This window comes from Flammeovirga sp. SJP92, assembly GCF_001583495.1.
Classification (GTDB): domain Bacteria; phylum Bacteroidota; class Bacteroidia; order Cytophagales; family Flammeovirgaceae; genus Flammeovirga.
In genome coordinates this window covers 43,195-65,756 of the sequence record NZ_LQAQ01000032.1, presented here as the reverse complement: position 1 = coordinate 65,756, position 22,562 = coordinate 43,195, and the positions used below count along the sequence as shown (strand labels likewise).

The following is a 22,562-nucleotide window of genomic DNA, read 5'->3' as shown; positions in this document are numbered from 1 at the left end:
TATGAAATCATGGCAATTAATTTTGACTGTACTTTTTATAACAAATACTTCTCTTTATGCTCAGGAAAATCAAATTAGTAACAATGGAAAGATAGGTATTTCTACACTAACACCAGCTGCAAAATTATCAATAGGCAATTCAAGTAACAGAATAGGACTTCTACATCTTGATTGGGTACATGAAAACGACTGGGGAGGAAGTGCATATAAGTGGACTGGATTTATAGGCTTTAATGCTTATAGGAATGATAACGATCCTAAAGGATATTATTACCGTTCAAATAATTATACCAATAGACTAGTGATTGAAGGAAATAACTATGGCTTTCATTTTTTAGGAGAAGAAAAAGCCCCTGATTTTGGAGGTAATACAGGTTCAAGAAAACTACAAGAATTATTTAAAATAAATAATAGTGGCCTGGTAAGCATCAATAATAGCATGATGAACTTGGGTTGGACTCACGAGAATAATTGGGGAGGAAGTTCTAATAAGTGGTCAGGTTTTATAGGGTTCAATGCAATAACTAGTGATGAATCGGCTAAAGATACTTATGCACGTATCAACGTTTACACACGTATGAACGTTTTTGAAGGTAGTAATTTTGGTTTTAGATGGCTGACAGAGCTAGATATAGATAGGAATACTAATGTAAAAGAACTCAAAGAAGTTATGATATTAAATCATAAGGGGTATTTAGGAATTGGTACTAGCTCTCCAGATTCAAGGCTAACCGTGAAAGGTAAAATTCACGCTCAGGAAGTTAAAGTCACAGCATCAGCTGGCACAGTACCCGATTATGTTTTCAAAGAAGATTATAAAATGATGCCATTGGCTGATGTTGAGAAATACATTAAAGAATACAGTCATTTACCTGAGGTAAAGTCAGCTAAAGAGATTGAAGAAGAAGGACTTCATTTGGCAGAGATGAACTTACTTTTACTAAAAAAAGTAGAAGAGTTGACCCTTTATATAATAGAACAACAAAAGCAATTAGATCAACAGCAAAAACTAATAGAAAAACAGGCTGAAATATTGAAACAAATAATTAATAAAAAAAATGATGAATAAAATTTTTTTATCGACACTTTTTGTGTTGTTATTTTTTACAAATAGTTACGCACAGTTAGTCATCAGAAAAGATGCTATTTCAGATGATGCACCCTCATCGTATCAAGATGGAGCTTATGTTATTCCAAGTGAGAGTGATGCACCTTCTTCTTGGATTTTTGATGCTGGAGTAGTGTTAGGATTAAAGCCAGAAAGTAATATTAGTAGACACACACAATTGATTTTCGACTATAAGGGCCAAAGAGCAGCATTAAGAAGTAAAAATCAAGGAAATAATTTATGGACCTCCTGGAATAATTTCATGTTGACAAATTCTAATGGAGAATTGTTGCTTGTAGATGAGTCAAAAGGTCTGAACTTTAAAACTCCCACCACAAATAAGAATACCTCAATAACACTATTTGGTAATTTATCGAGTACTATGTTTGAGAATCAAAATAATTTCTATTATAAATATTCAGGAGCTTGTTATACAAATGGAGCTTCAAATCAGATAAGTAATTATATCACTTATACCTCTTCATTTGGAAGTTATTTGAACTATAAAAATCAAGGATATGGTTTTTATTCCAAAGGCCCTTATCCAACTATGTTTATGGAAGTGACTTCAGGTAGTTTTAATGGTATTACAAACTTACCAAGTGATTCACCAATTATGAAAGATTATCTTTATCAACAAATCTTAGGTCCTTCATTTCTAGATAATGGAGGTAATTCAATTCCTGATGGTTCAGCTTTAAAAGCAACTAAATCAAATTCAAAGTGGCTTTGGGGAGTCAAGAAAAATGGAGAGTTTGTTATAGCGGGGAAAGTACATGCTCAAGAAGTGAAAGTTACAGCTAATGCTGGTACAGTACCCGATTATGTTTTCAAAGAAGACTATCATATGATGTCTTTGGAAGATGTAGAGAACTATATTAAAAAGCACAGTCATTTACCTGAAGTAAAATCAGCAGCTCAGATTGAAGAGGAAGGACTTCATTTGGCAGAAATGAATTTAATCTTATTGAAAAAGATCGAGGAATTGACTTTACACACTATTGAGCAGGAAAAGAAAATAAAAAGCTTAGAAGCCAAAGATAAAGAAATTGAAGAGGTAAAATCTTTATTATATAAACAACAAAAGCTAATTGATCAACTATTACAAGAGAAATGATAAAAGCTAGAATAATACTAATTTTTATGTGTCTCCTTTATACTGGAATATAAAAGGGACAGCAGTTAGATAATGAAGCAGTAGTGAAAGCAAACGTAACTACTACAGGTTGGAAAAAAGTAGCGATGAGCAAGAGTCCTTCTGGAAGAGGATATTCAGAAGTGAGTATAATGACTACCGGTAGTTGCTGTACACTACATTTTGTTGAAATCTCATGATTTAAAGGTTGGAGTAATTATGGAGGAATTAATATTATTGAAAATTCAACATCAGGCTATTGGAATGAGGCAAGGATAACATATGATGGAAAATATTCTTATTTAGAAGTTTATTGGTCTCAGAAATGGGTTTAAACCCCTCTACTCTCAGTACAGAACTTTAGTATTTCGAAAAAATCTAATACATATTGTGAATTATGACACTGAGTACAGAAAAGGGAATCATATAGTTACTCGATTAACCGTTCATATCGTCATTGTGATTAAGTATCGACACCATGTTTTGGAAGGGGTATTCAAAAATGGTGTAGATTTCTTCTCATTCAAATATGTGAGACTGAAGGTATTGAAATATTGAAAGGAGTAGTCAATAAAGAGCATGTTCATATTGAGTATCCCCCAAGCAAAAGTTTCAGTGAAATTCTAAAGCGAATGAAAGGCCGAACCTTTCGAATACTTCTACAAGAGTTTTCAAATTTACGGAAACGTTATTGAGGTAAGCACTTTTGGATGGGAGGGTATGCGCTTGGAGTACAGATAATGTAACCGCTGATCAAATGGTCTACCACTATTTGGAACTTCACCGTAACTATATTAAAATATGTTTTAAAAAGGTTTGAAGCTGAATCTCTCAAAAAAAATAATTATCCTTTCCTCTTAGATAGTTTGAACTAGTGGGGTAACTATATTCTTTGATATCGAAAAATTTTAAGCAATTAGAAAAACTATGTATAATATTGTAGAATGAGAATGTATAACTAACTTTGCATCTCTTTCAACAATAAAACTAAACTTATATATAACATTAAAGAAAATGAGCTTCAATCTGAAAGATTACAATAAATAAATTTCTCTTTTTTTCTCTATGCTTTTTTCTGAGATCATAAAAGTTTAGTACTAAATAGATTTATAAATAAATAGCAAACAAGCAAAATTAATTATGAGAGCTAAACTATTCATTCTAGTACTTATAATGGGTCCGTTGTTTTTCACTCAAGTACAAGCACAAGACTTTTCGGTCAATTTCCAATCTCATCAAACCACAGGGGAGAGAGTTATTGCTGTTATTGATGCAGAAAGTATTAGTCCTTACGAGGGGATGCAGATTGTAGGAAATATTATAGACAGCAATGGTAATTGGGGTTTTGATCTTCCACAACAGTCCAACTTTTCATTATTTGTGAGATTTTATCAAGGTTTTGAATATGGTCTACAGCAAGATATAAAGCTTGCAAACATTACACTTAAACTTAGGAAAATAAGTGATAGTAAAGTTCATCTAACGGCTCATGTACAGCATATGCACCGATCATTTACAGTGAACTTTTCTAACCTTGGGTTACATGGTGGTCATCCAGTAATTACATTAGGAGATCCCAATACAATTAATTCCTCAGGAGAATTACTGCTGGAAGAACCAACATATGGAATTATCAGTAATGTGGCTTTCAAAGGTAACTTTTCAGAACCAATAACTGTAGATTATAATGATGGGGAAAAGCAACTAGCACTTCAAAGGTCTGATGGAGCTGTAAGCTATCATCAGTATATTGATGATGAAAATACAGTAGTTTTTAATAATAAATCAGGTGGTGGAAACTTTGATTTTAAATCAAATGTAGGAGGAAATGGTATAAAGTCAGTTGTTCATATAAATGGTCATTATGGAAATGTAGGCATTGGAACTGCTTCCCCAGACTCAAAGTTAACCGTAAAAGGTAAAATTCATGCTCAAGAAGTGAAAGTTACAGTTGACGCTGGATCAGTACCAGATTATGTATTTAGCGAAAAGTATAATTTAATTTCGTTAGAAGAGCTTGAAAAATATATTAATCATAACAGTCACTTACCTGAAGTTAAGTCAGCAAAGGAATTAGGAGCCAAAGGTTTACATTTGGCAGAGATGAATTTGTTACTGCTAAAAAAGATTGAGGAACTTACTCTCTATACTATTGAGCAGGAAAAACAAATTAATGAGCTCAAAGAACTCAAAAAGGAAGTAGAATTATTGAAGCAATTACTATTGAATAGAGAATAATGAAAAAGTATTTAAGTATAATAATATTCTGTGTATTACCATCTTTGCTTTTTGCACAAATAAAACCTTCTAATTCGGCCTCATTCGATTTAGAAGGAAATGGTAATTGGTTTCTTGTGGGAACTAAAGGAGGGAGGCATGCTTCTTTTACTTATAATTACTCTCACAGTACTTCACATAATCCTTCAATATCAAAAGGAACTATTCAGTTTATTAATTCTCAAGGACATACTATTCAAACTCATCAAACGATGGGTTATAGTTCACATAATCAATTACAATTTGCTTATATAAATAAGGGAGGTACCTCTGAAATTTGGGTAAAGGCGACTGATGGTGTGAACACAGGTGTATTTACAATTATAGATTCACATTTTTTTTCTACTGATTTGTTAGGACAACAACAAGATAATAACCTTTCGGATAATGGAGGAAAACTTCTAATATATGATAAGCTAATTGATCATGCTCATATCTATCATGGTAGAGCTCAATTTCATGATAAAGTGGCTATAAATACCTCAAAATATGATGATTATCAATTATCTGTAGGTGGGAAAATAAGAGCCGAAGAAGTTAAAGTATATACAGATTGGGCAGATTATGTTTTTGAGGAGAACTATGACTTAAGACCACTTTCAGATGTTGAAAAGCATATTCAAGAAAATGGACACCTACCGGATGTGCCTTCTGCAAAGCAGGTGAAAGAAGAGGGAATCAACCTAGGTGAAAGTGATGCGATGTTATTAAGGAAAATTGAAGAGCTTACTCTTTACATTATTGATCAAGATAAAACAAATAAATTGCTCAAAGAAGAACTTGATCAATTGAAAAAAGAGATCAAGGATATAAAAAACTAATCAATAACGAAACTACTATTAGTAAACAAAACATCAAATGAAAAATCTATTTACAATTTTATTTATACTCTATTCATCCATTTCATTTGCACAATGGAGCCCAAGTGGCAATAATAGTTCTTCTGGAAACTTGACCATAGGGAACAATAATAATAATACTTACTCTTATATTAAAATTTTAGGCCCCAATCAGCCTTTAAATGAAGGTAGCAAAAGAGATTTTATTTTTCATTTTAATAGTGCTGGTCAAAGTATCATAAGGTCTTATAGATGGACAAGTTGGGGAACTTATCTCCAATTTTTAACAACGCCACAAACAGGAGGAGAACCCATAGAGAGGCTTCATATTGGCCATGACGGTCTAATCGGTATTGGAACTACATCACCCAAAAATATATTGGATTTAAGAGACGGGTTCTCTTTTCATGATGGAGGTCACAAAGTATTAGGTTTTGGTTATGCACCTGGTGGAGCAGGTACATCAATGTTAGATGGATATGTAAGTGAAATTAGACTAGATCCAACAAAAGGTCACTTACGTTTTGGTATTTCAAAATCATCTTATAGTAAATCGCAACAATCGTTAGAAATTATAACTGCAATGACTATTGATAGTGGAGCAAGAGTTGGGATTGGGACGAGTACTCCATCTCAGAAGTTAGATGTTAGAGGAAATATAGCCTTAGATCAATATTCAATTTTTAGCAGAGGAGGATCAAGTATTAGTTTTGGAAATACAGGTATTGGAATTTGTAATGAAGATGATGATATAGGTATTAATATTGTTGCAGATGGAGAGCTAGAAATTACACATAATTCTAAAAACATGATTAGTGTAAACCAAGATCAAATTCAATTAGCGAGAGAAAAAAATGCTCAAGTGATAATAGGTAATTTCACAAAGCCTGATTATAGGTTAGCTGTTGATGGTTCTATAGGGGCTAGATCCGTAAAGGTTGAAATGAATGCATGGCCAGATTATGTTTTTGCAGAAGATTATGACCTTAAACCACTTTCGGAAGTAGAAGCTCACATCAAAGAACATAAACACTTGCCAGATGTTCCTTCAGCTCAAGAAGTAGAAGAAAGTGGAGTTAATTTAGGAGAGAGCGATGCTATTCTATTGAGAAAGATTGAGGAATTGACACTTTATACTATTGAGCAGGACAAAAAAATCAAAGAACTCGAAGCTAAGAATAAAGAAATAGAAGAGATTAAAACTTTATATCTAAATCAACAAAAACTAATAGAGAAACTTTTAAACAAATAAACAATGAAAACAAAAATTTTACTTTTATTCATTTATGTAAACTGTTTTTTGAGCACAGTTTATTCACAAGAATACCTTAGAACCGATGGCTCAAATAAGATGAAGGGTTCTTTAGAAATTAACAGATCAGATGTTTATTCATCAATTGAGCTAAAATCAGGTGTTGGAGGTTTTATCGATTTTACATCTGATTATACATCTGACTACAATGGTCGATTAATTTGGAATTACAATAATTCTAATCGTTTTGATATTTATGGTAACGTGAATTTTAATAACTCTGTGGATCTAAAAAAAGTAGTAACGAATGACCTGACCGTTAGAACTCAATTTTTTTTATATGACCCAAAACGAATATCAGACTGGAATTTAAACTGGGGGAGTAGTTTTATAGAATCATATAATGCAGAAAATGCACCAGAATCATCTGGTTGGTTTTGGGGACTGAACATGAACCACGGATCAAATCATGAAGAGTATAGATATAATGGTCAGTTGGCAGTGAAAAATTCAGCTACAAACCCTACAATGTATTTCAGGAGTACAGGTAAGGATGGTTCTGGAACTTGGGCAAAAGTAATAAATGATCATGGGGATCAATACATTGATGGAGGATTAACCCTGAATGGGAAGTTATTGTCTAAAGAAGTTAAAGTGCAAGCTACTATTGATGTTCCTGATTATGTTTTTAAAGAGGACTATGAATTAAAATCACTAGAAGAAGTAAAGGACTTCATTGACAAAAATAGTCATTTACCAGAAGTCCCATCAGAGAAAACTATTAAAGAAGAGGGAATTAATGTGGGAGAGATGAATCTTATTTTACTTAAAAAAATAGAAGAACTCACACTTTATCTTCTAAAACAACAGGAGGTAATAAATGATTATGAACAACGTTTAAAACAACTAGAACAAAAAAATAATTAAGTAATACTTTTAAAAAATAAGTTATGAAGCAAACTAAAAACATCTTTTTTATCATTGCATTTATTTTTGTAAATGTAAATTATTCTTTTGGTCAAGAGGGTACTTTTACAAAAATCATTATTGATGATCCAGATAAAGGGTATAATACAGATCCAACTTATATTTTTAGAGATGACCAAACCAATGACAGAACATTTTTAAAAATCAATCTAGGTGATGAATATACTAGTGATTTTTCAATAGGTTATAATAGTTATGTTGATTCAGAGTGGAAGTCTCTCTTTTCATTGGATGGGTACGGAAAAGCTTTATTTAAGCAGAATCTAACTATTGGTTCAACATCCTATGGTAACCATGTTTTAAATTTAAATGCAAAAGAATCCTCAAGTGAACTATTCTTACTTGCTAAAGTTGATGGTGTGAAAGATTACTTTCAATTGGCAAATGCAACAGCTGAGTCAGGACAATTTATGCCAATTCTAAAAGGATATGTTGAATCGACTGAAAGAACATCTTTATATGTTTCAGGCCAAACTTCACCAGAACAAGATAAAGGAACTCAGCCGTTGGTAATTTTTGATGGTAGAATAATTGGCGGGCCAATTGTAAACAGGCCACTATTCGCATGGAAAAGTTACTCAAAGACATATATGAAAATGCTTGCTGATGGTTCATTAGGTATTGGAACTGAAACACCTGCTTATAAATTACATGTATCAGGAGATAGTTATTTTTCAGGAGGATCCAAGTCAAAATATACGACAATCGGTATGACAAAAGGAAGCAGTGACAATGGTTATGTTAGAGAAGCTTGGGTTTATCAATATGGTGGTCAGTTTGAATGGGTTCAAGATGAGAAACTATGGAAAAGGAATGATTATACTTACAATGAAACAGGGGGTATTATTTATACCCATTCAGGTGTTAGTTTTTTCCAAATACCAAGAGCATCATTGATTGGAAATAAAAATTCTTTCACAAACTCTGAACTAAGTGACTATACTTATTTATACAGCAATTTAAGCAATGGTAATGTGGGTATCGGTACAAAAAATACTGCAGGTTTCAAACTTTCTGTTAATGGAAATATTAGAGCTACTGAGGTAAAGGTTTATACAGGATGGGCAGATTATGTTTTTGAAGAAAATTATGATCTGAAACCACTTTCTGAAGTAGAAGCACATATTAAGGAACATAAACACTTGCCAGATGTACCATCAGCAAAAGAAGTAGAAGAAAATGGGGTGAATGTTGGGGAGACGGAAGCGATGTTATTGAGGAAGATTGAGGAATTGACACTTTATACTATTGAGCAGGACAAAAAAATCAAAGAACTCGAAGCTAAGAATAAAGAAATAGAAGAGATTAAAACTTTATATCTAAATCAACAAAAACTAATTGAGCAACTTTTGAAAAAATGAAAATAGATTTAGAGGAAGAGTTGGAACGTCAAGATATCTAATTTCTATAATTTTTGATAGTTCATTTTAAGTAAAATTAATTTCTAAGGTAAGTCTTTCATTAGACTTACCTACTTTTTATAAGTAACTAGAGCTTCTTACCCCAATATTTATCAAACAACCGACAGGCATCATCAAAAGATTTGAGATTTTTATTTCCACAAAATTCAAAATACTGGATTGCTTCATAAACACTTAAACCCCATTTTTCTTGATGGTTTATCATTTCAAAAGTTTCAATGGAACCATCTGAAATACTAAGTACTTTAGTGTTACCAGTTTCTTCATTATATGACCTGTGGTCAAGATCTGAATTAGTCCAATCAAAAAGCCCAAGTTCAGTTAAAGTATTGAGCAATTGATGAGATTTATTAATATCAGCTTGCTTTATTCCCACTATTCTAATCTTTTTGTTTTTCTTTTTCTTGAGAATTGTGATCAATTCAACTTGGTTTTCAGTAAAGCAAATTAGCCTATATTGTTTATTCTTGTGCCAATAAGAATCTTCTGATTTGAAGAGAATGAAATCATAGGTACGAAGTGCTTTATGATCTAAAATGTAATCACTTATTTCTGACTTAAAACCATTTGGTCTTAATGGATAATTTTGAGCATAAAGATTCGAGATAAATAATGTATTCAAGAGGATACAGAACAAAATTGCTTTAAGATGATGCATAAATAGGATTCTTTTATTTTGCAAAATATGCTTATTTTATAACAAATAGCATTAATTGAAATGAAAAATACCCCTACCTCTTAAAAAGAAATAGGGGTGACCTGTATAACTTGTTTACTACATTACTATCTTAGTCCTAAACCAAATTGGATTAGATTAAGCATCCCGTGTTTACTATCGGTACTTTCTAATGAGATTACATCTACCGACTCATTCATCGTCACCGAGTTACTACTTTTAATGAGAGTAATAGTGAAGCTTCGTTTAGAGTTGTACTCTATACCATCTCTTATTACACTAAATTTATTATTTGAACTACTACTAAAAATTATATCGTTTTTGCCTTCTTTTAGTGTTTCAAGCAAGGAGATTTGTAATTCCATTTCTTCACCACCCGTTGACTTGAGGTGAATGAATTGTGAAGTGCTCGTACTTTCTTTTATAAATTCAACTACTTCATTATCTATTGAAGCGACTGCGTTTGGCATTTCTTTGATGACAGTATTTGAAAAATTACCATTGTTGTTTCCTGTATTAAGGTACGTTCTACCATAAATTTTGGAACCTAAAGCTTCTATTGTTTTTAAATAAGCAAAAGGGGTGTTGCGGTTGTCTACTTCTACGCTTTTACGTTGGGTTACATTACTTTCAAAAGACGATGAAGTAGAAGCCTCAGTTACTGCGTGTATGTTGGCGTGGTGTTCAGTGGCCAATTTTATCAGCGTAGAATCTTTGGCTTGCGGTCTGAAAATTAAAGTGAAATAGGCAGGGCCACCACCTGTTGACAAGTAATCAAAGCCAGCTGTTTCTAGCTGAGCAATAGAATGTGTGGTTAAAGTTAGGGCCTCCGATGCTCTTACATTTCCGTTAATATCAGATGGAATCACTCTATAGTAATATTTAGTAATGGGATCTAAATTGATGGCATTTGCACCATACTGAGGGTAATAATCATAGACAACGGATTCCGAAAATGCCTCATCTTTGGAGATCTCTAACTTAATATCTAAATGATTTTGAGGATCAAAATCTTCTGGAAAACCAATATTGAAAGAAGAAAATGAGATTTGATTGCTATCTACTTTTGTCGTAGGAATAGCAGGTTTGGTGTTATCCTCAATTAAGAAATTTACCTTTGAGTAATTTGAATAGCTTGTAGATTTAAACGTTTTCTCATTTATAATTTCAGCTCTCACTCTGAAATAGAATTTTTGGTTAACCGGTACATTTATAAATGTCACTTTTCCGTGGTTGACAAAGCTTTCTGAATCATCAATTTCGATGACGGCGTCCATTTTTTTCTTCTCAGTTTTATTGAAAATAACGTCAGTGTACTTTTCATCCTCAGCTAATTGAAAACTATAACTTTCATTGGCCTGTACGTCCCAGCTGACCACAGCTTTGTTTTCAATGAGCTCAACTTTTAAGTTTTGAGGATCTTTGGCCACTACGGGTACCACAGTATCTTCTTGTTTTGAACATGACAAAAATGCCGTAGTAAAAATAATCGTAAATAGTAAAATAAAATTGCGTTTCATATCTATTGTTTTTGTGATTGATAACTATGTAAACGCCCTTTTCTGAGGATCACTTTCCCTGATTACATTTTTAAATTTCCCCTAATACCGTTTTCTTCCATTTTATCGGGTGACATTTTTATACAATGGATATAAGTAGTTGAAAAAGGAGAAATTCTTTATCCAAAAGATTGTAATGATGTATTGTTAATATGTAAGTTGTTAGGTAATTATTAAGTAAAAAAGAGGGAGGTGAATGCTTCCCTTTTTTATAGCCTATATCTTATTGAAACAAAATAATCATCTGAAATGATGGATAATTGAGTTTAATTCAGAATTTTATGTAACTATTTTTAATTTTAATAAAAAATTAAATTATTTCAGAGAATGTAAATTAAATAATATATTATTCTATTTTAGTTGAGGTTTGAAGGGTATTATTTCGTATAATGTCACTTGTGTTTATTTAATAATAAGAAGCACTAAACCGGTATAATACTCTAATTAATCTTAATGCTCTATCTACCTTTAGTTTATATTCTGAAAAATTTTAATTTTGAATTTTAGTTATGAAATAGGGATAGAAATACCCAACAATAAATTATACATACTACCATCGTAAATTAAGAAATAACCATGAAAGCACTTGTAAAATCTAAGGCTGAAAAAGGCCTATGGATGGAAGATGTTGCCATTCCTGAAGTGGGACCAAATGATGTCCTTATCAAAGTTTCAAAATCATCTATTTGTGGCACAGACTTGCATATTTATTTATGGGATGCTTGGGCACAGCAAACGGTACGCGTAGGTCAGACGATTGGACACGAATACGTGGGACACGTTGCCGCTTTTGGTAGTGAAGTCAAAGATTTCAAAGAAGGAGACAGAGTTACAGGTGAAGGGCATATTGCTTGTGGGCGTTGCCGTAATTGTAGAAGAGGCAGACAACATATTTGTGAAACAACAATTGGTATTGGTGTAAACACAAATGGTTCTTTTGCAGAATATGTAAAAGTTCCTGCTTCTAATGTGATGAAAATCAACAAGCAAATCCCTGATGAGATTGTATCTATTATGGACCCGTTGGGAAATGCTACGCACACCGCACTTTCTTTTCCATTGATTGCAGAAGATGTATTGATCACTGGATCAGGATTGATTGGTAGTATGGCTATTCAAGTGGCGAGATTTGCAGGAGCAAGACATATTGTGGCCACAGAAATGAATGAATACCGTGCGGAATTGGCGAAGAAAATGGGTGCTACAAGAGTGGTTAACCCTGCCAAAGAGGACTTGAATGAGGTCATGAAGGAATTAAACATGAGCGGTTTTGATATCGGTTTAGAATGTTCTGGTTCTCCAATTGCTTTCAATCAGTTGATTGATAATATGTACAATTCAGGGAAAGTATCTCTATTAGGTATTCTTCCGCAGTCTGCTCAAGTGGATTGGAACAAGATCATTTTCAGAGGACTTACTCTGAAAGGTATTTATGGTCGTGAAATGTACGAAACTTGGTATCAGATGGAACAAATGTTATTGTCTGGCTTAGATGTTTCTCCAATCATTACACACCGTTTTGGTATTGATGATTTCCAAAAAGGCTTTGATATTATGGAATCAGGAAATTGTGGTAAAGTAATCCTAAATTGGGACTAATTCATTATCCTTCTTAAAAACTTAACTCCAAAATTGATATTACAATGAGTAAAAAAATATACGAAAGTCTTAAAGAAGACTTAAAACAAATTGAAGCAGATGGTCTTTATAAAAGTGAAAGAATCATCACTTCTCCACAGGATGCGGAAATCACGCTTAATACAGGACAAACCGTATTGAACTTCTGTGCCAACAATTATTTAGGCTTGTCAAATCATCCACGTTTGATCAAAGCGGCAAAAGACTCAATGGACACGCATGGTTTCGGTATGTCTTCAGTTCGTTTTATTTGTGGCGCAACAGATCTTCATAAAAAATTAGAGCAGAAAATTGCTGACTTTTTCGGTACTGAGGATACCATCTTATATGCCGCTTGTTTTGACGCTAATGGTGGTGTGTTCGAACCTCTATTGACAGCTGAAGATGCTATCATTTCAGATACATTAAACCACGCTTCTATTATTGATGGGGTTCGTTTATGTAAAGCAAAACGTTTCCGTTATGCTACTGCCAATATGGAAGATTTGGAACAGCAGTTGATTGCAGCGCAAGAACAACGTTACAGAATTATCGTAACCGACGGTGTATTCTCAATGGATGGTCATGTGGCGCCAATGGATAAAATTGTAGAGCTGGCTGAGAAATATGATGCTTTAGTAATGGTCGATGAATGCCACTCAGCAGGTGTTGTTGGTCAAACAGGAAGAGGTGTAACAGAACACTTTGATATCAGAGGTAAGGTTGACATCATTACAGGTACTTTAGGAAAAGCATTTGGTGGTGCTATCGGTGGTTTCACTACAGGTAAGAAAGAGGTAATTGAAATGTTACGTCAACGTTCTAGACCTTATTTATTCTCAAACTCAATTCCTCCATCAATTGCAGCAGCAGGTATTGAAATGTTTGAAATGATGGACACAACAGACGAATTATCTGTACGTCTACATGAAAATACAGCCTTCTTCAAAGAGCAAATGTTAGCAGCTGGTTTTGATATCAAACCAACTGAATCAGCAATCTGTGCAGTAATGCTTTATAATGCTGAGTTATCACAGCGTTTTGCAGAAAAATTACTAGAGAAAGGAATTTATGTAATTGGTTTCTTCTTCCCGGTAGTTCCAAAAGAGCAAGCAAGAATCAGAGTGCAACTTTCAGCAGCACATACTCGTGATCACTTAGAAAAAGCAGTAAAAGCATTTACTGAAGTTGGAAAGGAATTGGGTGTGATTTAATAAAGCCTTTTGCCTGTGAAAAATCCATCATAAACTCGTATTTTGGTTTATGATGGATTTTTTATTGCTAAGTACTAAGTCAAAAATAAATCATAGTTAATTCTAATTTTTTTGAAGGAAGTAATCACAACACAATAAATAGAATTAGTATTAGATAATTTTGAATTTGTACTTATAATTAAGGTCTACTTTTAAAAACAAGCTTCAAAGCTAACTCTTTGTTTTTCTTTTCACACCTCTTACTGCTTCTTCCGTCCAAGGATCGTCAGGCCATGAGTGCTTAGGGTACCTTCGTTTTAGGTCTTTTTTCACTTCGAAATAAGCATTATTCCAAAAGCTATTTAAATCTGATGTAATTTGCACAGGTTTAAATCCTGGTGAAAGTAAATGAAGCACTACATTTTGTTTCCCATTATTGATCATTGGAGTAGTTTCCAAACCAAAACATTCCTGAAGTCTTACGGCAAGGATTGGAGGTTGTCCATTATCTATGTACTTCAGTTTGATGTTAGAACCACTCGGTACCTGTATTTTAGTGGGGGCTAAAGTATCTAATTGTTCTTGTAATTCCCAAGGTAAACTATGTTGCAAGATATCCTTCAGGTCCAATTTCATTAAATCAGAAGGCTTTTTGATCTTGTCTAAATATGGGCTCAACCATTTAGAAGCTGAGTACAAAAGCGTTTCTGTAGAAACATCCGGCCATTTATCTTTAGGGTTCCATTTTTTCAATGAAAGAACACGTGATTGCCATTGTTCTACATCTTTATCTTTAAAAGGAAGCAATTGTTTTCCTTCCTTTTTTACAGCATCTAAGATAGCCTGTTGCAAATGCGATGGGTCAGGATCATTGATTGGCGTGCTTTTAAGAATAATATTTCCAATGCAAAGTTGTTTGTTGGCAATCAATCCCCCTTCGTCGGTATCCCATTTTACCACTTCCTTTTCTCGGACCATTGGAGCAAGGTCAGTAGGGTCAAGAGGGGAAGCCATAAATATTTTTCCCATTCCATCTCTAGCATCAATATGTGCAACAGCAAGCCAAGATTCATCTGCTAACTCATCTCTATGACCAATAGCGGCAATTTTTCCGTTAGCTAATTGGAATTGGGCATTATTACCAGGTTTTGCACAAGCAATTCTTTCAGGGTAGGCATGTGCCAAAAGTAATCCAGTTTCAAAATCATCAAAAGAATGATTGTCTTCTCTTGATTTAAAAAGCTTACGATATACTTCGGCTATTTTATTAATTTGGCGGAAACGAGGATTTCCTTTTCCTGATTCTCTAGATCGTCTTAAAGCTGTAATGCGTGTATTTATATCAGTGCCACTGTTTTTAGGCAATGGATCTCTTTCTTCAATTATTGCGGCTAGGTCTGTGGCTAAAGGCAATAGTTCATTGTCTTCTGCAAATAAAAGCATATGGGCAATACGAGGGTGGCAGGGCAGGCGATGAATTGCTTTTCCATGAGGTGTAATTTTTTCATCTTCTAACGCTTCCAACTGCGTCAAAGTATCTTTTGCCTGTGCTACATGCCCTGCAGTTGGAGGAGTAACCCATGCCAATTCATTAGGATGAATAACACCCCACTGTGCCAAATCTAATACTAATGAAGTCAAGTCCGCCTGTTCAATTTCAGGTTCCCTAGTTTCTTCTAAACGAGTATGTGTTGTTTTACTCCACATTCTGTAACAGATACCAGGCCCTAAACGTCCAGCCCTACCGGCTCTTTGATCGGCAGCGTCTTCAGAAACCATAACGGTTTCCAACCTTGATAAGCCCGAGTTAGGGTCAAACTGTTGAATACGCGTAAAGCCACTGTCAATTACAATTTTCACTCCTTCAATTGTCAAACTGGTTTCGGCGATAGAGGTGGCTAACACCACTTTTCTTTTGCCTTCAGGATGAGGTAAAATAGCAGCTCTTTGTTTGTTGATTGGCAATTGCCCAAAAAGCGGATAAATGGCAATGCCCTTGGTATGTTGATGCAATAAATCAGCACATTTCATGATTTCTCCTTGTCCTGGTAAAAAACATAAAATATCACCATCATGATCTTTCAAGGCATTTTGAATGGTCTTGGTCATCAACTCAGGCAACAAGTACCGGTCTGTATCACCCACATAGAATTTCTCTACAGGAAACATTCTACCCTGACTTTCTACAATTGGGCAATTGTCCAGCAAAGCAGAAAGCTGAGGCATATCCAAAGTGGCAGACATCACCATTACTTTTAAATCATCCCTTAAAACCTGCTGACATTCTCTGCACAATGCCATTGCTAAATCTGCGTGAAGGCTTCGTTCATGAAATTCATCAAAAATAACGATTCCTACATCTTCTAAAGCGTTATCATCCTGAAGCATACGGGTCAAAATTCCTTCTGTAAGAATTTCTATTCGCGTACGTTCAGATACTTTCACATCAAAACGAACACGATAACCTACCGTTTCACCTACTTTTTCACCCAACATATCAGCCATACGCTGAGCAATAGATTTTGCCGCTAATCTTCTAGGTTCAAGGAGAAAGATTTTTCTTCCCTCCAGCCACTCTTCCTCTAATAAAGTCAGTGGCACTAACGTACTTTTCCCTGCCCCCGGAGGTGCTTTTAATATGATGGTGGATTCTTGTTCTAAATGTTTTCTTACCTCAGGAACAACTTCTGCAACAGGTAAATTAAATTGATGAAAATCTAAACTCACTATGCCTTTTCTTTCTGTTTTTCAAATTGAGTTGCAAGATAATGGAATTTATAGTCTAGAAGGTGAAAAGAGAATATGTTTTTCTTAATAGGAGTTTATCTAGGAAAGAAGTAAATAAGTACAAATTCAAAATTATCAAATGCTAATTCTATTTATTGTTTTGCGATTACTTCCTTCAAAAAACTTTCAATAGAACCACTATTAATACGTTTTTTAGCGTTGTACTCTCAAAAAATAAATTAGAATTAACTATGATTTATTTTTGACTTAGTACTTACATATATTTAAGAAATTTTTTAATAATAAAAAGTACCAATCTTTTACACACAACGGAATACTATGAAAGCAAAGTTTGTCAAATATTCTCCCTATTTTTATTTTCTATTGGTAGTAATTTTTGTGTTTGCACTGTTCTATCAACACAACACTTCAAAAGACGAATTATTGATAATTGGAGATGATGCAATATGTACTATCACTGAAACTGATCCGAGTATAAAAATCAAATATCAGGTAAATGGAGTAGATTATTTTGATTTTATTGATGAAAATGTGGAAGGCTGTCAGCAAGGAGAATCATTCCATATCAGATATGATAAAGACAACCCAGAAAACTATAAGGTTCTTTTAAGTAAGCCTGTTTTTAATTTTAATCATTTTGGCAAAACTCAAACAACAGACATCACAAAAAAACTACTGAATTATAAGAAAATCTCTTTTTCATATGTTGTAAATGGAATCCAATACAAAAGAGATCAATATTTACCTATAGGTTTTGACAGTGATATAATGGCTAAAGCTGAAGTAAGATTTGATGTCGAAAATCCTAGAATTGCCTATGTAATTTTATCTAACTAGAAAGCCTCCTTAGCTGAGCTATTCAAAAAAATAATACCACCTTTAAAAATTTCTTTTCTAAAAATTAGCATCATTAAAATCTTATAAGTAATATTGTCTATAGAAATACTAGAGTAATAAAGAATAAATAAAATGATATACAAAAACATTCTTGAAACAATTGGTAAAACACCTGTTATTCAAATTAATAAGCTTTTCGGAGATCGTAACGTTTACATTAAGTCAGAAAAGTTTAATCCTGGTGGAAGTATCAAAGACCGTATTGGTTTAGCAATGATTGAGAAGGCAGAGCAAGACGGAGTGATCAATAACGATACACATTTGATTGAACCAACTTCAGGAAATACAGGGATTGGATTAGCAATGGCAGCGGCTGTAAAAGGATACAAAATGACTTTAGTAATGCCAGAATCAATGAGTATTGAGAGAAGAAAGTTATTAGCTTCTTACGGTGCAAACTTGGTATTGACTGCTAAGGAAAAAGGAATGAAAGGTGCCATTGAAAAAGCATCAGAATTAGCCGCTGAAGAGGAGAATGCATGGATTCCATCACAGTTTGATAACCAAGCTAATGTGGACATTCATAGAACTACTACCGCTCAAGAATTAATTGAAGATTTTCCGAATGGTATAGATTATATCATTACTGGTGTAGGAACAGGTGGACATATTACAGGTGTAGCTCAAATCTTAAAAGAGAAATGGCCTAATTTAAAAGTTTATGCTGTTGAGCCAACAACAAGTGCTGTAATTTCTGGTGAAGGTCCTGGTCCACACCCTATTCAAGGTATTGGTCCTGGTTTTATCCCTAAAAACTTAGATACAGAAGCAATTGACGGAGCCATCAAAGTGGAAGCGGAAGATGCAAAGAAATTTGCTAGAGAATTCGCATTACAAGAAGGTTTCTTAGCAGGTATCTCAACGGGAGCTTCTCTTGCAGCAGTAAGCCAAAAACTTTCTGAAATTGAAGAAGGAGCAACAATCCTTACTTTCAACTACGATACAGGAGAAAGATATTTATCTATTGATGGTTTGTTCGGGGAGTAAACCACACCATGATAATTACTTTGTAAACTAAGTTTTTGAACCTTGAAAGTAAATCATTGAAAGCTTATAGAAGTGTCGATTTAAAGTTGACGATAATTTGGTTTTCAACATATTATTATTTGAAAAGATAGATAGTATAATCACTATATTTAATCAGAGTTTTCCTTAAATTAAGGCATCAATTTCAGATGAAGTTGATGCCTTTTTTTAATCCTCAGAAAATCAAAAACATGAAAGCAATCACATTTCATTCTTCCACAGATTCATTTCAATTAGAAGAAATAAAACTTCCAACTCCAGGTAAAGATGAAGTTAGAATAAAAGTACAAGCTTGTGGTATTAACCCCGTTGATGCAAAAGTGATCAATTGGAAAAGAATGGTAGGGGACCAAATGAACAATGATTGGGTAGTAGGTTTAGATGTTGTTGGAGTGATTGATGAAATTGGAGAAGAGGTAGAAGGGTGGAATATAGGAGATGAGGTTTTCTATCACGGTAATATGACTCGTCCTCACGGAGGATTAGCCGAGTATGCCATCCATAGAGTGAATACATTATTAGACAAACCAGAAGAACTTTCAATTTTAGATGCGGCTGCTAGTCCTTGTGCAGGTTGGACAGCTTGGAGAGCAGTTGTAGAGAAATTGAAAGTGGATAAAGATGATACATTACTAATCATTGGTGGATCAGGTGGTGTTGGTTCTTATGCCGTTCAGATTGCAAAAAATGTTTGTAACTGCAAGGAAATATTGGCTGTTGCTTCTTCAAGAAATGAAGAATATGTCAAGAGTTTGGGAGCTGATCATGTGATTTGTTATGATCAAGTAGATGTATTGGAAGAGGTCAAAAGGCTGACAAATGGTGAGGGTGTAACCAAATCTTTTGACACTATCGGAGATGATAATGATATTATTGCCGCTAATGCATTGGGTTTTAATGGTCAGATGTTGGAACTGGTGAGAGCAGTAAGACCTGAAAAATATGAAAATGTATTTATGAAAAACTTAAGTTTCCATCAATTGGCACTAGGAGCTGGACATGAATTTGGCAATGTTGGCCAAAAGGCAATTGTTGATGCCGGAATTGGTTTGACGGTAGCTTTAGTCAATGGTCAAGTGAAATCCCCTAAATTGACTACGGTGGATTTTGAAGGTGCCATTAAAACATTAAATAATATATTAAATAAGAAAGTAGTAGGGAAGGTTGTATTAACATTAGATGCATAAAGCGTATTTCATTAATCTAATAATGCTATCCTTCAAGCATGATAAAAAACTTCCAAAGCTTTATCTTTTAAATATAGCTTTGGAAGTTGAATTGCGAAAGTGTAAATACCAGCCTACATTTTTCATTTTTTTGACTTATTACTTATTAGAAATTAAAGCTACAAATAAGGTTCTGAAAGCCTCCATTTACAATATCTCCCCCTTTCAGTGAATAATTATTTATTTCAACCGGTTGAGTTCTGATTTTTAAAATAATAGCAGTTGATGTATTTCAGAATGTTTTGAAGTGTCTTTTTGAGTACCTCAAAAGGTGAAATAATTGACATAAAAGCACATTCAATCGTACAATTACAAATTTACCCCTTTTTAAAGCATCAAATTTTCCTACCCAAAAAATACCTACAACCTAATTTTGAAATGTAGATAAGGCGAAAACAAAAGGAATACAATTACAAACTATCAAACAGACTTTCAATCCTTTTGTTCTAGCAATTGAATTAGTAAAAAGAAATTAATATAAGTATGAAATTAATCAAGAAATTAACTTTGCCGATTATTCTTTGTACTGTGTTTTCTTGTCAAAAACCACCTTCACAACAGGATTTAACGACAGAAAAAACATATGAAGAAGATTGGGAATCGATCGCAAAAGTCAACAAGGCTCCAGACTGGTATCAAGATGCTAAATTTGGTATTTATACGCACTGGGGACCTGTATCAGGTGCTTTTGTGAACATGGAAGAAAAAGAGTACCTAGCTGGATGGCATGGTATGATGATGTATGGTAAAAATGGTGTGCCTAACTGGAAAACGGGTGAATTGCCTAAGAAACCTGACGGTACTCCAAATACAAAACCAACTAATAATTATTTGCATCATGTAGAGCAGTTTGGTGATCCTGCTGAATTTGGTTATAAATATTTAATTGAAAACTTCAAACCAACAGGTTTTGATGCTGAAAAGTGGGCTGATTTATTTGTGAAATCGGGTGCTAAATTTGCAGGCCCTGTAGCAATGCACCATGATAACTTTGCAATGTGGGATAGTAAAGCTACACGTTGGAATTCAGTGAATTATGGTAGTACAGATATTTCAAAAGAATTCAAAACTGCTGTTGAGAAGAGAGGTATGAAGTTTTTATCTTCATTCCACCATGCATTCACTTGGATGTATTTTGCACCTGCTCATCAATATGAAGGAGCTGTAAGTAAAGAGGATTATGATTTATACACTACTCCTCACGGATACGATGATAAAATGCCTACGAAAGAATTTCATGATCAATGGTGGGCGGTCTTAAAGGAATACATTGATGATTATCAGCCGGACATCATTTGGTTCGATTGGTGGTTAGAAAATATGGATGAGAGCTACAGAAAGAAATTCTTAGCGTACTACTACAATAAAGGAAAAGAGTGGAACAAGGAAGTGGTTGTAATGTTTAAAGAAACAACTTTCCCTGAATCAACTGCTGTAAGAGATTACGAAAGAGGCAGACCAAATCAGCCAAAGAAAGATGCTTGGGTAACGGATACTTCTCCAGGTACATGGTTCTACAGATCAAATGCTAAGTTTGTGAAAACAAACGAGCTTGTAGATATTCTAATTGACATTGTTTCTAAAAATGGTAACATGTTATTAAATGTTCCTCCAAATCCAGACGGTACAATTCCTGTAGAAATGGAAAACCTTTTAACTGATATCGGTGGATGGTTGAAAGTGAATGGAGAAGCTATCTATGGTACTCGTCCTTGGACAATCTTCGGTGAAGGTCCAACAAGAATTCCAGCGGGCGGTCACAAGATTGAAAGAAAGAAAATCGTTTATACTGAAAATGATATTCGATTCACAAAAAAGAATGACAGCGAATTTTATGCTTTAGTGATGGATACTCCAAAAGGTGATATCATTATTGAAACACTAAGCACTAAGTTTGGTATTCTAAACAACGATATTGAAAGAATTACATTATTAGGTAGCGATGAGCCATTGAAATGGGAGAGAAACGAGGCTGGTTTAGTGATTAAGCGTCCAGCTCAATTCCCAACAAAATATGCACATGCATTCAAAATCCAATGTGAGGGTTACAAAGAAACAGACATTGGAGGCGATCTAGAACAAAATTTATAATAAGTAAATTCAATAAATAGTAGTGGTAGTCATCCTCGTTTATTAACGGGGATGACTTTTTTGTCTTTAATAAAACCTACCTTTTTGAAAAGAAAAGAATAAATACTTTCAATTAAAAACATAAATGATACAAGCCTACTGATTACAATCACCCTTTAACATCAATAAATAGGCTTAATTTCCAATCAAAAGCTGTGTAATTCTTCGTAAGAAGCAGCTATTATCCATGTGGTTATAGAATCAAATTCTAAAAACAATTTTATAACCCACTTTACCTTAATCATGCAGTTTTAATTAGATAAAAACCATTATTGGAATCACAAGATCTGGATTTTCTATATTACTTAATCTTTAACCTAAAAAGCCATCCCATTACACCTTTTTTCACTAATCATAAATTCATAACATTACAACGAATTTGACTTACAAATGATAAGAGTTCTAGTCATTGTGGGGAACTTATAGTATGTTTTTTAGTAATGTATATATATAATAGGTAGTTATAGTATG

At 33.8% G+C, this 22,562-nt stretch carries 17 protein-coding genes; 14 read left to right on the top strand and 3 right to left on the bottom strand.

Features of this window, described 5'->3' with window-relative positions; all coding sequences use genetic code 11:
- The first annotated feature begins 1 nt into the window (after window position 1).
- From AVL50_RS33485 to AVL50_RS07700, 8 genes are all read left to right on the top strand, one after another.
- Window positions 2-1,069 (top strand): tail fiber protein, encoded by a 1,068-nt coding sequence (locus tag AVL50_RS33485; RefSeq protein ID WP_062615913.1) that lies wholly within the window; start codon window positions 2-4, stop codon window positions 1,067-1,069.
- A complete protein-coding gene (locus tag AVL50_RS07725) occupies window positions 1,059-2,225 on the top strand; it encodes a hypothetical protein (protein WP_062615912.1) in 1,167 nt (388 codons plus the stop codon). Before AVL50_RS33485 ends, AVL50_RS07725 begins: the two co-directional genes overlap by 11 nt.
- Before the next feature lie 512 nt (window positions 2,226-2,737).
- Window positions 2,738-2,938 (top strand): transposase, encoded by a 201-nt coding sequence (locus tag AVL50_RS33810; protein ID WP_371259000.1) that lies wholly within the window; start codon window positions 2,738-2,740, stop codon window positions 2,936-2,938.
- Between the two features lie 445 nt (window positions 2,939-3,383).
- Complete coding sequence (locus AVL50_RS07720) at window positions 3,384-4,481, top strand: tail fiber protein (RefSeq protein ID WP_157491199.1); 1,098 nt, start codon at window positions 3,384-3,386, stop codon at window positions 4,479-4,481.
- Window positions 4,481-5,341 (top strand): hypothetical protein, encoded by an 861-nt coding sequence (locus AVL50_RS07715; protein WP_062615910.1) that lies wholly within the window; start codon window positions 4,481-4,483, stop codon window positions 5,339-5,341. Before AVL50_RS07720 ends, AVL50_RS07715 begins: the two co-directional genes overlap by 1 nt.
- A 37-nt stretch (window positions 5,342-5,378) precedes the next feature.
- On the top strand, window positions 5,379-6,611 hold the full coding sequence (locus AVL50_RS07710; RefSeq protein ID WP_062615909.1) for a hypothetical protein: 1,233 nt from the start codon (window positions 5,379-5,381) through the stop codon (window positions 6,609-6,611).
- A gap of 3 nt (window positions 6,612-6,614) precedes the next feature.
- Window positions 6,615-7,538, top strand: a complete 924-nt coding sequence (locus tag AVL50_RS07705; RefSeq protein WP_062615908.1) for a hypothetical protein — start codon at window positions 6,615-6,617, stop codon at window positions 7,536-7,538.
- A gap of 23 nt (window positions 7,539-7,561) precedes the next feature.
- Window positions 7,562-8,959, top strand: coding sequence for a hypothetical protein (locus tag AVL50_RS07700; protein ID WP_062615907.1), 1,398 nt, complete (start codon window positions 7,562-7,564; stop codon window positions 8,957-8,959).
- 127 nt (window positions 8,960-9,086) lie between these two features.
- On the opposite strand, the gene AVL50_RS07695 is transcribed toward AVL50_RS07700, so the two are convergent.
- Together AVL50_RS07695 and AVL50_RS07690 are read right to left on the bottom strand one after the other, a co-directional pair.
- Window positions 9,087-9,677, bottom strand: coding sequence for a hypothetical protein (locus tag AVL50_RS07695; RefSeq protein WP_062615906.1), 591 nt, complete (start codon window positions 9,675-9,677; stop codon window positions 9,087-9,089).
- A gap of 125 nt (window positions 9,678-9,802) precedes the next feature.
- Window positions 9,803-11,215, bottom strand: coding sequence for a hypothetical protein (locus tag AVL50_RS07690; RefSeq protein WP_157491198.1), 1,413 nt, complete (start codon window positions 11,213-11,215; stop codon window positions 9,803-9,805).
- 615 nt (window positions 11,216-11,830) lie between these two features.
- On the opposite strand from AVL50_RS07690, the gene tdh reads away from it, so the two are divergent.
- The gene (gene tdh / locus AVL50_RS07685) at window positions 11,831-12,853 is read left to right on the top strand and encodes an L-threonine 3-dehydrogenase (RefSeq protein WP_062615904.1); all 1,023 of its coding nucleotides are present in this window, start codon (window positions 11,831-11,833) and stop codon (window positions 12,851-12,853) included.
- A gap of 44 nt (window positions 12,854-12,897) precedes the next feature.
- Window positions 12,898-14,085: a glycine C-acetyltransferase gene (gene kbl, locus AVL50_RS07680; RefSeq protein ID WP_062615903.1), complete on the top strand. Its 1,188-nt coding sequence runs from the start codon at window positions 12,898-12,900 to the stop codon at window positions 14,083-14,085.
- A gap of 210 nt (window positions 14,086-14,295) precedes the next feature.
- Here kbl and hrpB read toward each other — a convergent pair whose 3' ends face one another.
- Entirely contained in the window at window positions 14,296-16,791 is a 2,496-nt protein-coding gene (gene hrpB, locus AVL50_RS07675; protein WP_062615902.1) for an ATP-dependent helicase HrpB, read from the bottom strand.
- A gap of 339 nt (window positions 16,792-17,130) precedes the next feature.
- Here hrpB and AVL50_RS07670 point away from each other — a divergent pair, with 339 nt between their 5' ends.
- The 4 genes from AVL50_RS07670 (at window position 17,131) to AVL50_RS07650 (ending at window position 22,052) form a co-directional block, all read left to right on the top strand.
- A complete protein-coding gene (locus AVL50_RS07670) occupies window positions 17,131-17,649 on the top strand; it encodes a hypothetical protein (protein WP_062615901.1) in 519 nt (172 codons plus the stop codon).
- A 132-nt stretch (window positions 17,650-17,781) separates the two neighbouring features.
- Entirely contained in the window at window positions 17,782-18,696 is a 915-nt protein-coding gene (gene cysK / locus AVL50_RS07665; protein WP_062615900.1) for a cysteine synthase A, read from the top strand.
- Between the two features lie 230 nt (window positions 18,697-18,926).
- Window positions 18,927-19,922, top strand: a complete 996-nt coding sequence (locus tag AVL50_RS07660; protein WP_063850603.1) for a zinc-binding dehydrogenase — start codon at window positions 18,927-18,929, stop codon at window positions 19,920-19,922.
- Window positions 19,923-20,444: 522 nt separating this feature from the next.
- The gene (locus AVL50_RS07650; protein ID WP_062615897.1) at window positions 20,445-22,052 is read left to right on the top strand and encodes an alpha-L-fucosidase; all 1,608 of its coding nucleotides are present in this window, start codon (window positions 20,445-20,447) and stop codon (window positions 22,050-22,052) included.
- Window positions 22,053-22,562 lie beyond the last annotated feature (510 nt).

What these genes read in the sequence shown, in the direction of transcription:
- AVL50_RS07725 (WP_062615912.1), top strand. Translation starts at nt 1,059, where the DNA reads ATGATGAATAAAATTTTTTTATCGACACTTTTTGTGTTGTTATTTTTT.
- kbl (WP_062615903.1), top strand. Translation starts at nt 12,898, where the DNA reads ATGAGTAAAAAAATATACGAAAGTCTTAAAGAAGACTTAAAACAAATT.
- AVL50_RS07720 (WP_157491199.1), top strand. Translation starts at nt 3,384, where the DNA reads ATGAGAGCTAAACTATTCATTCTAGTACTTATAATGGGTCCGTTGTTT.
- AVL50_RS07705 (WP_062615908.1), top strand. Translation starts at nt 6,615, where the DNA reads ATGAAAACAAAAATTTTACTTTTATTCATTTATGTAAACTGTTTTTTG.
- AVL50_RS07715 (WP_062615910.1), top strand. Translation starts at nt 4,481, where the DNA reads ATGAAAAAGTATTTAAGTATAATAATATTCTGTGTATTACCATCTTTG.
- cysK (WP_062615900.1), top strand. Translation starts at nt 17,782, where the DNA reads ATGATATACAAAAACATTCTTGAAACAATTGGTAAAACACCTGTTATT.
- AVL50_RS07690 (WP_157491198.1), bottom strand. Translation starts at nt 11,215, where the DNA reads ATGAAACGCAATTTTATTTTACTATTTACGATTATTTTTACTACGGCA.
- AVL50_RS07695 (WP_062615906.1), bottom strand. Translation starts at nt 9,677, where the DNA reads ATGCATCATCTTAAAGCAATTTTGTTCTGTATCCTCTTGAATACATTA.
- AVL50_RS07650 (WP_062615897.1), top strand. Translation starts at nt 20,445, where the DNA reads ATGAAATTAATCAAGAAATTAACTTTGCCGATTATTCTTTGTACTGTG.
- AVL50_RS07700 (WP_062615907.1), top strand. Translation starts at nt 7,562, where the DNA reads ATGAAGCAAACTAAAAACATCTTTTTTATCATTGCATTTATTTTTGTA.
- AVL50_RS07660 (WP_063850603.1), top strand. Translation starts at nt 18,927, where the DNA reads ATGAAAGCAATCACATTTCATTCTTCCACAGATTCATTTCAATTAGAA.
- tdh (WP_062615904.1), top strand. Translation starts at nt 11,831, where the DNA reads ATGAAAGCACTTGTAAAATCTAAGGCTGAAAAAGGCCTATGGATGGAA.
- AVL50_RS33485 (WP_062615913.1), top strand. Translation starts at nt 2, where the DNA reads ATGAAATCATGGCAATTAATTTTGACTGTACTTTTTATAACAAATACT.
- AVL50_RS07670 (WP_062615901.1), top strand. Translation starts at nt 17,131, where the DNA reads ATGAAAGCAAAGTTTGTCAAATATTCTCCCTATTTTTATTTTCTATTG.
- AVL50_RS07710 (WP_062615909.1), top strand. Translation starts at nt 5,379, where the DNA reads ATGAAAAATCTATTTACAATTTTATTTATACTCTATTCATCCATTTCA.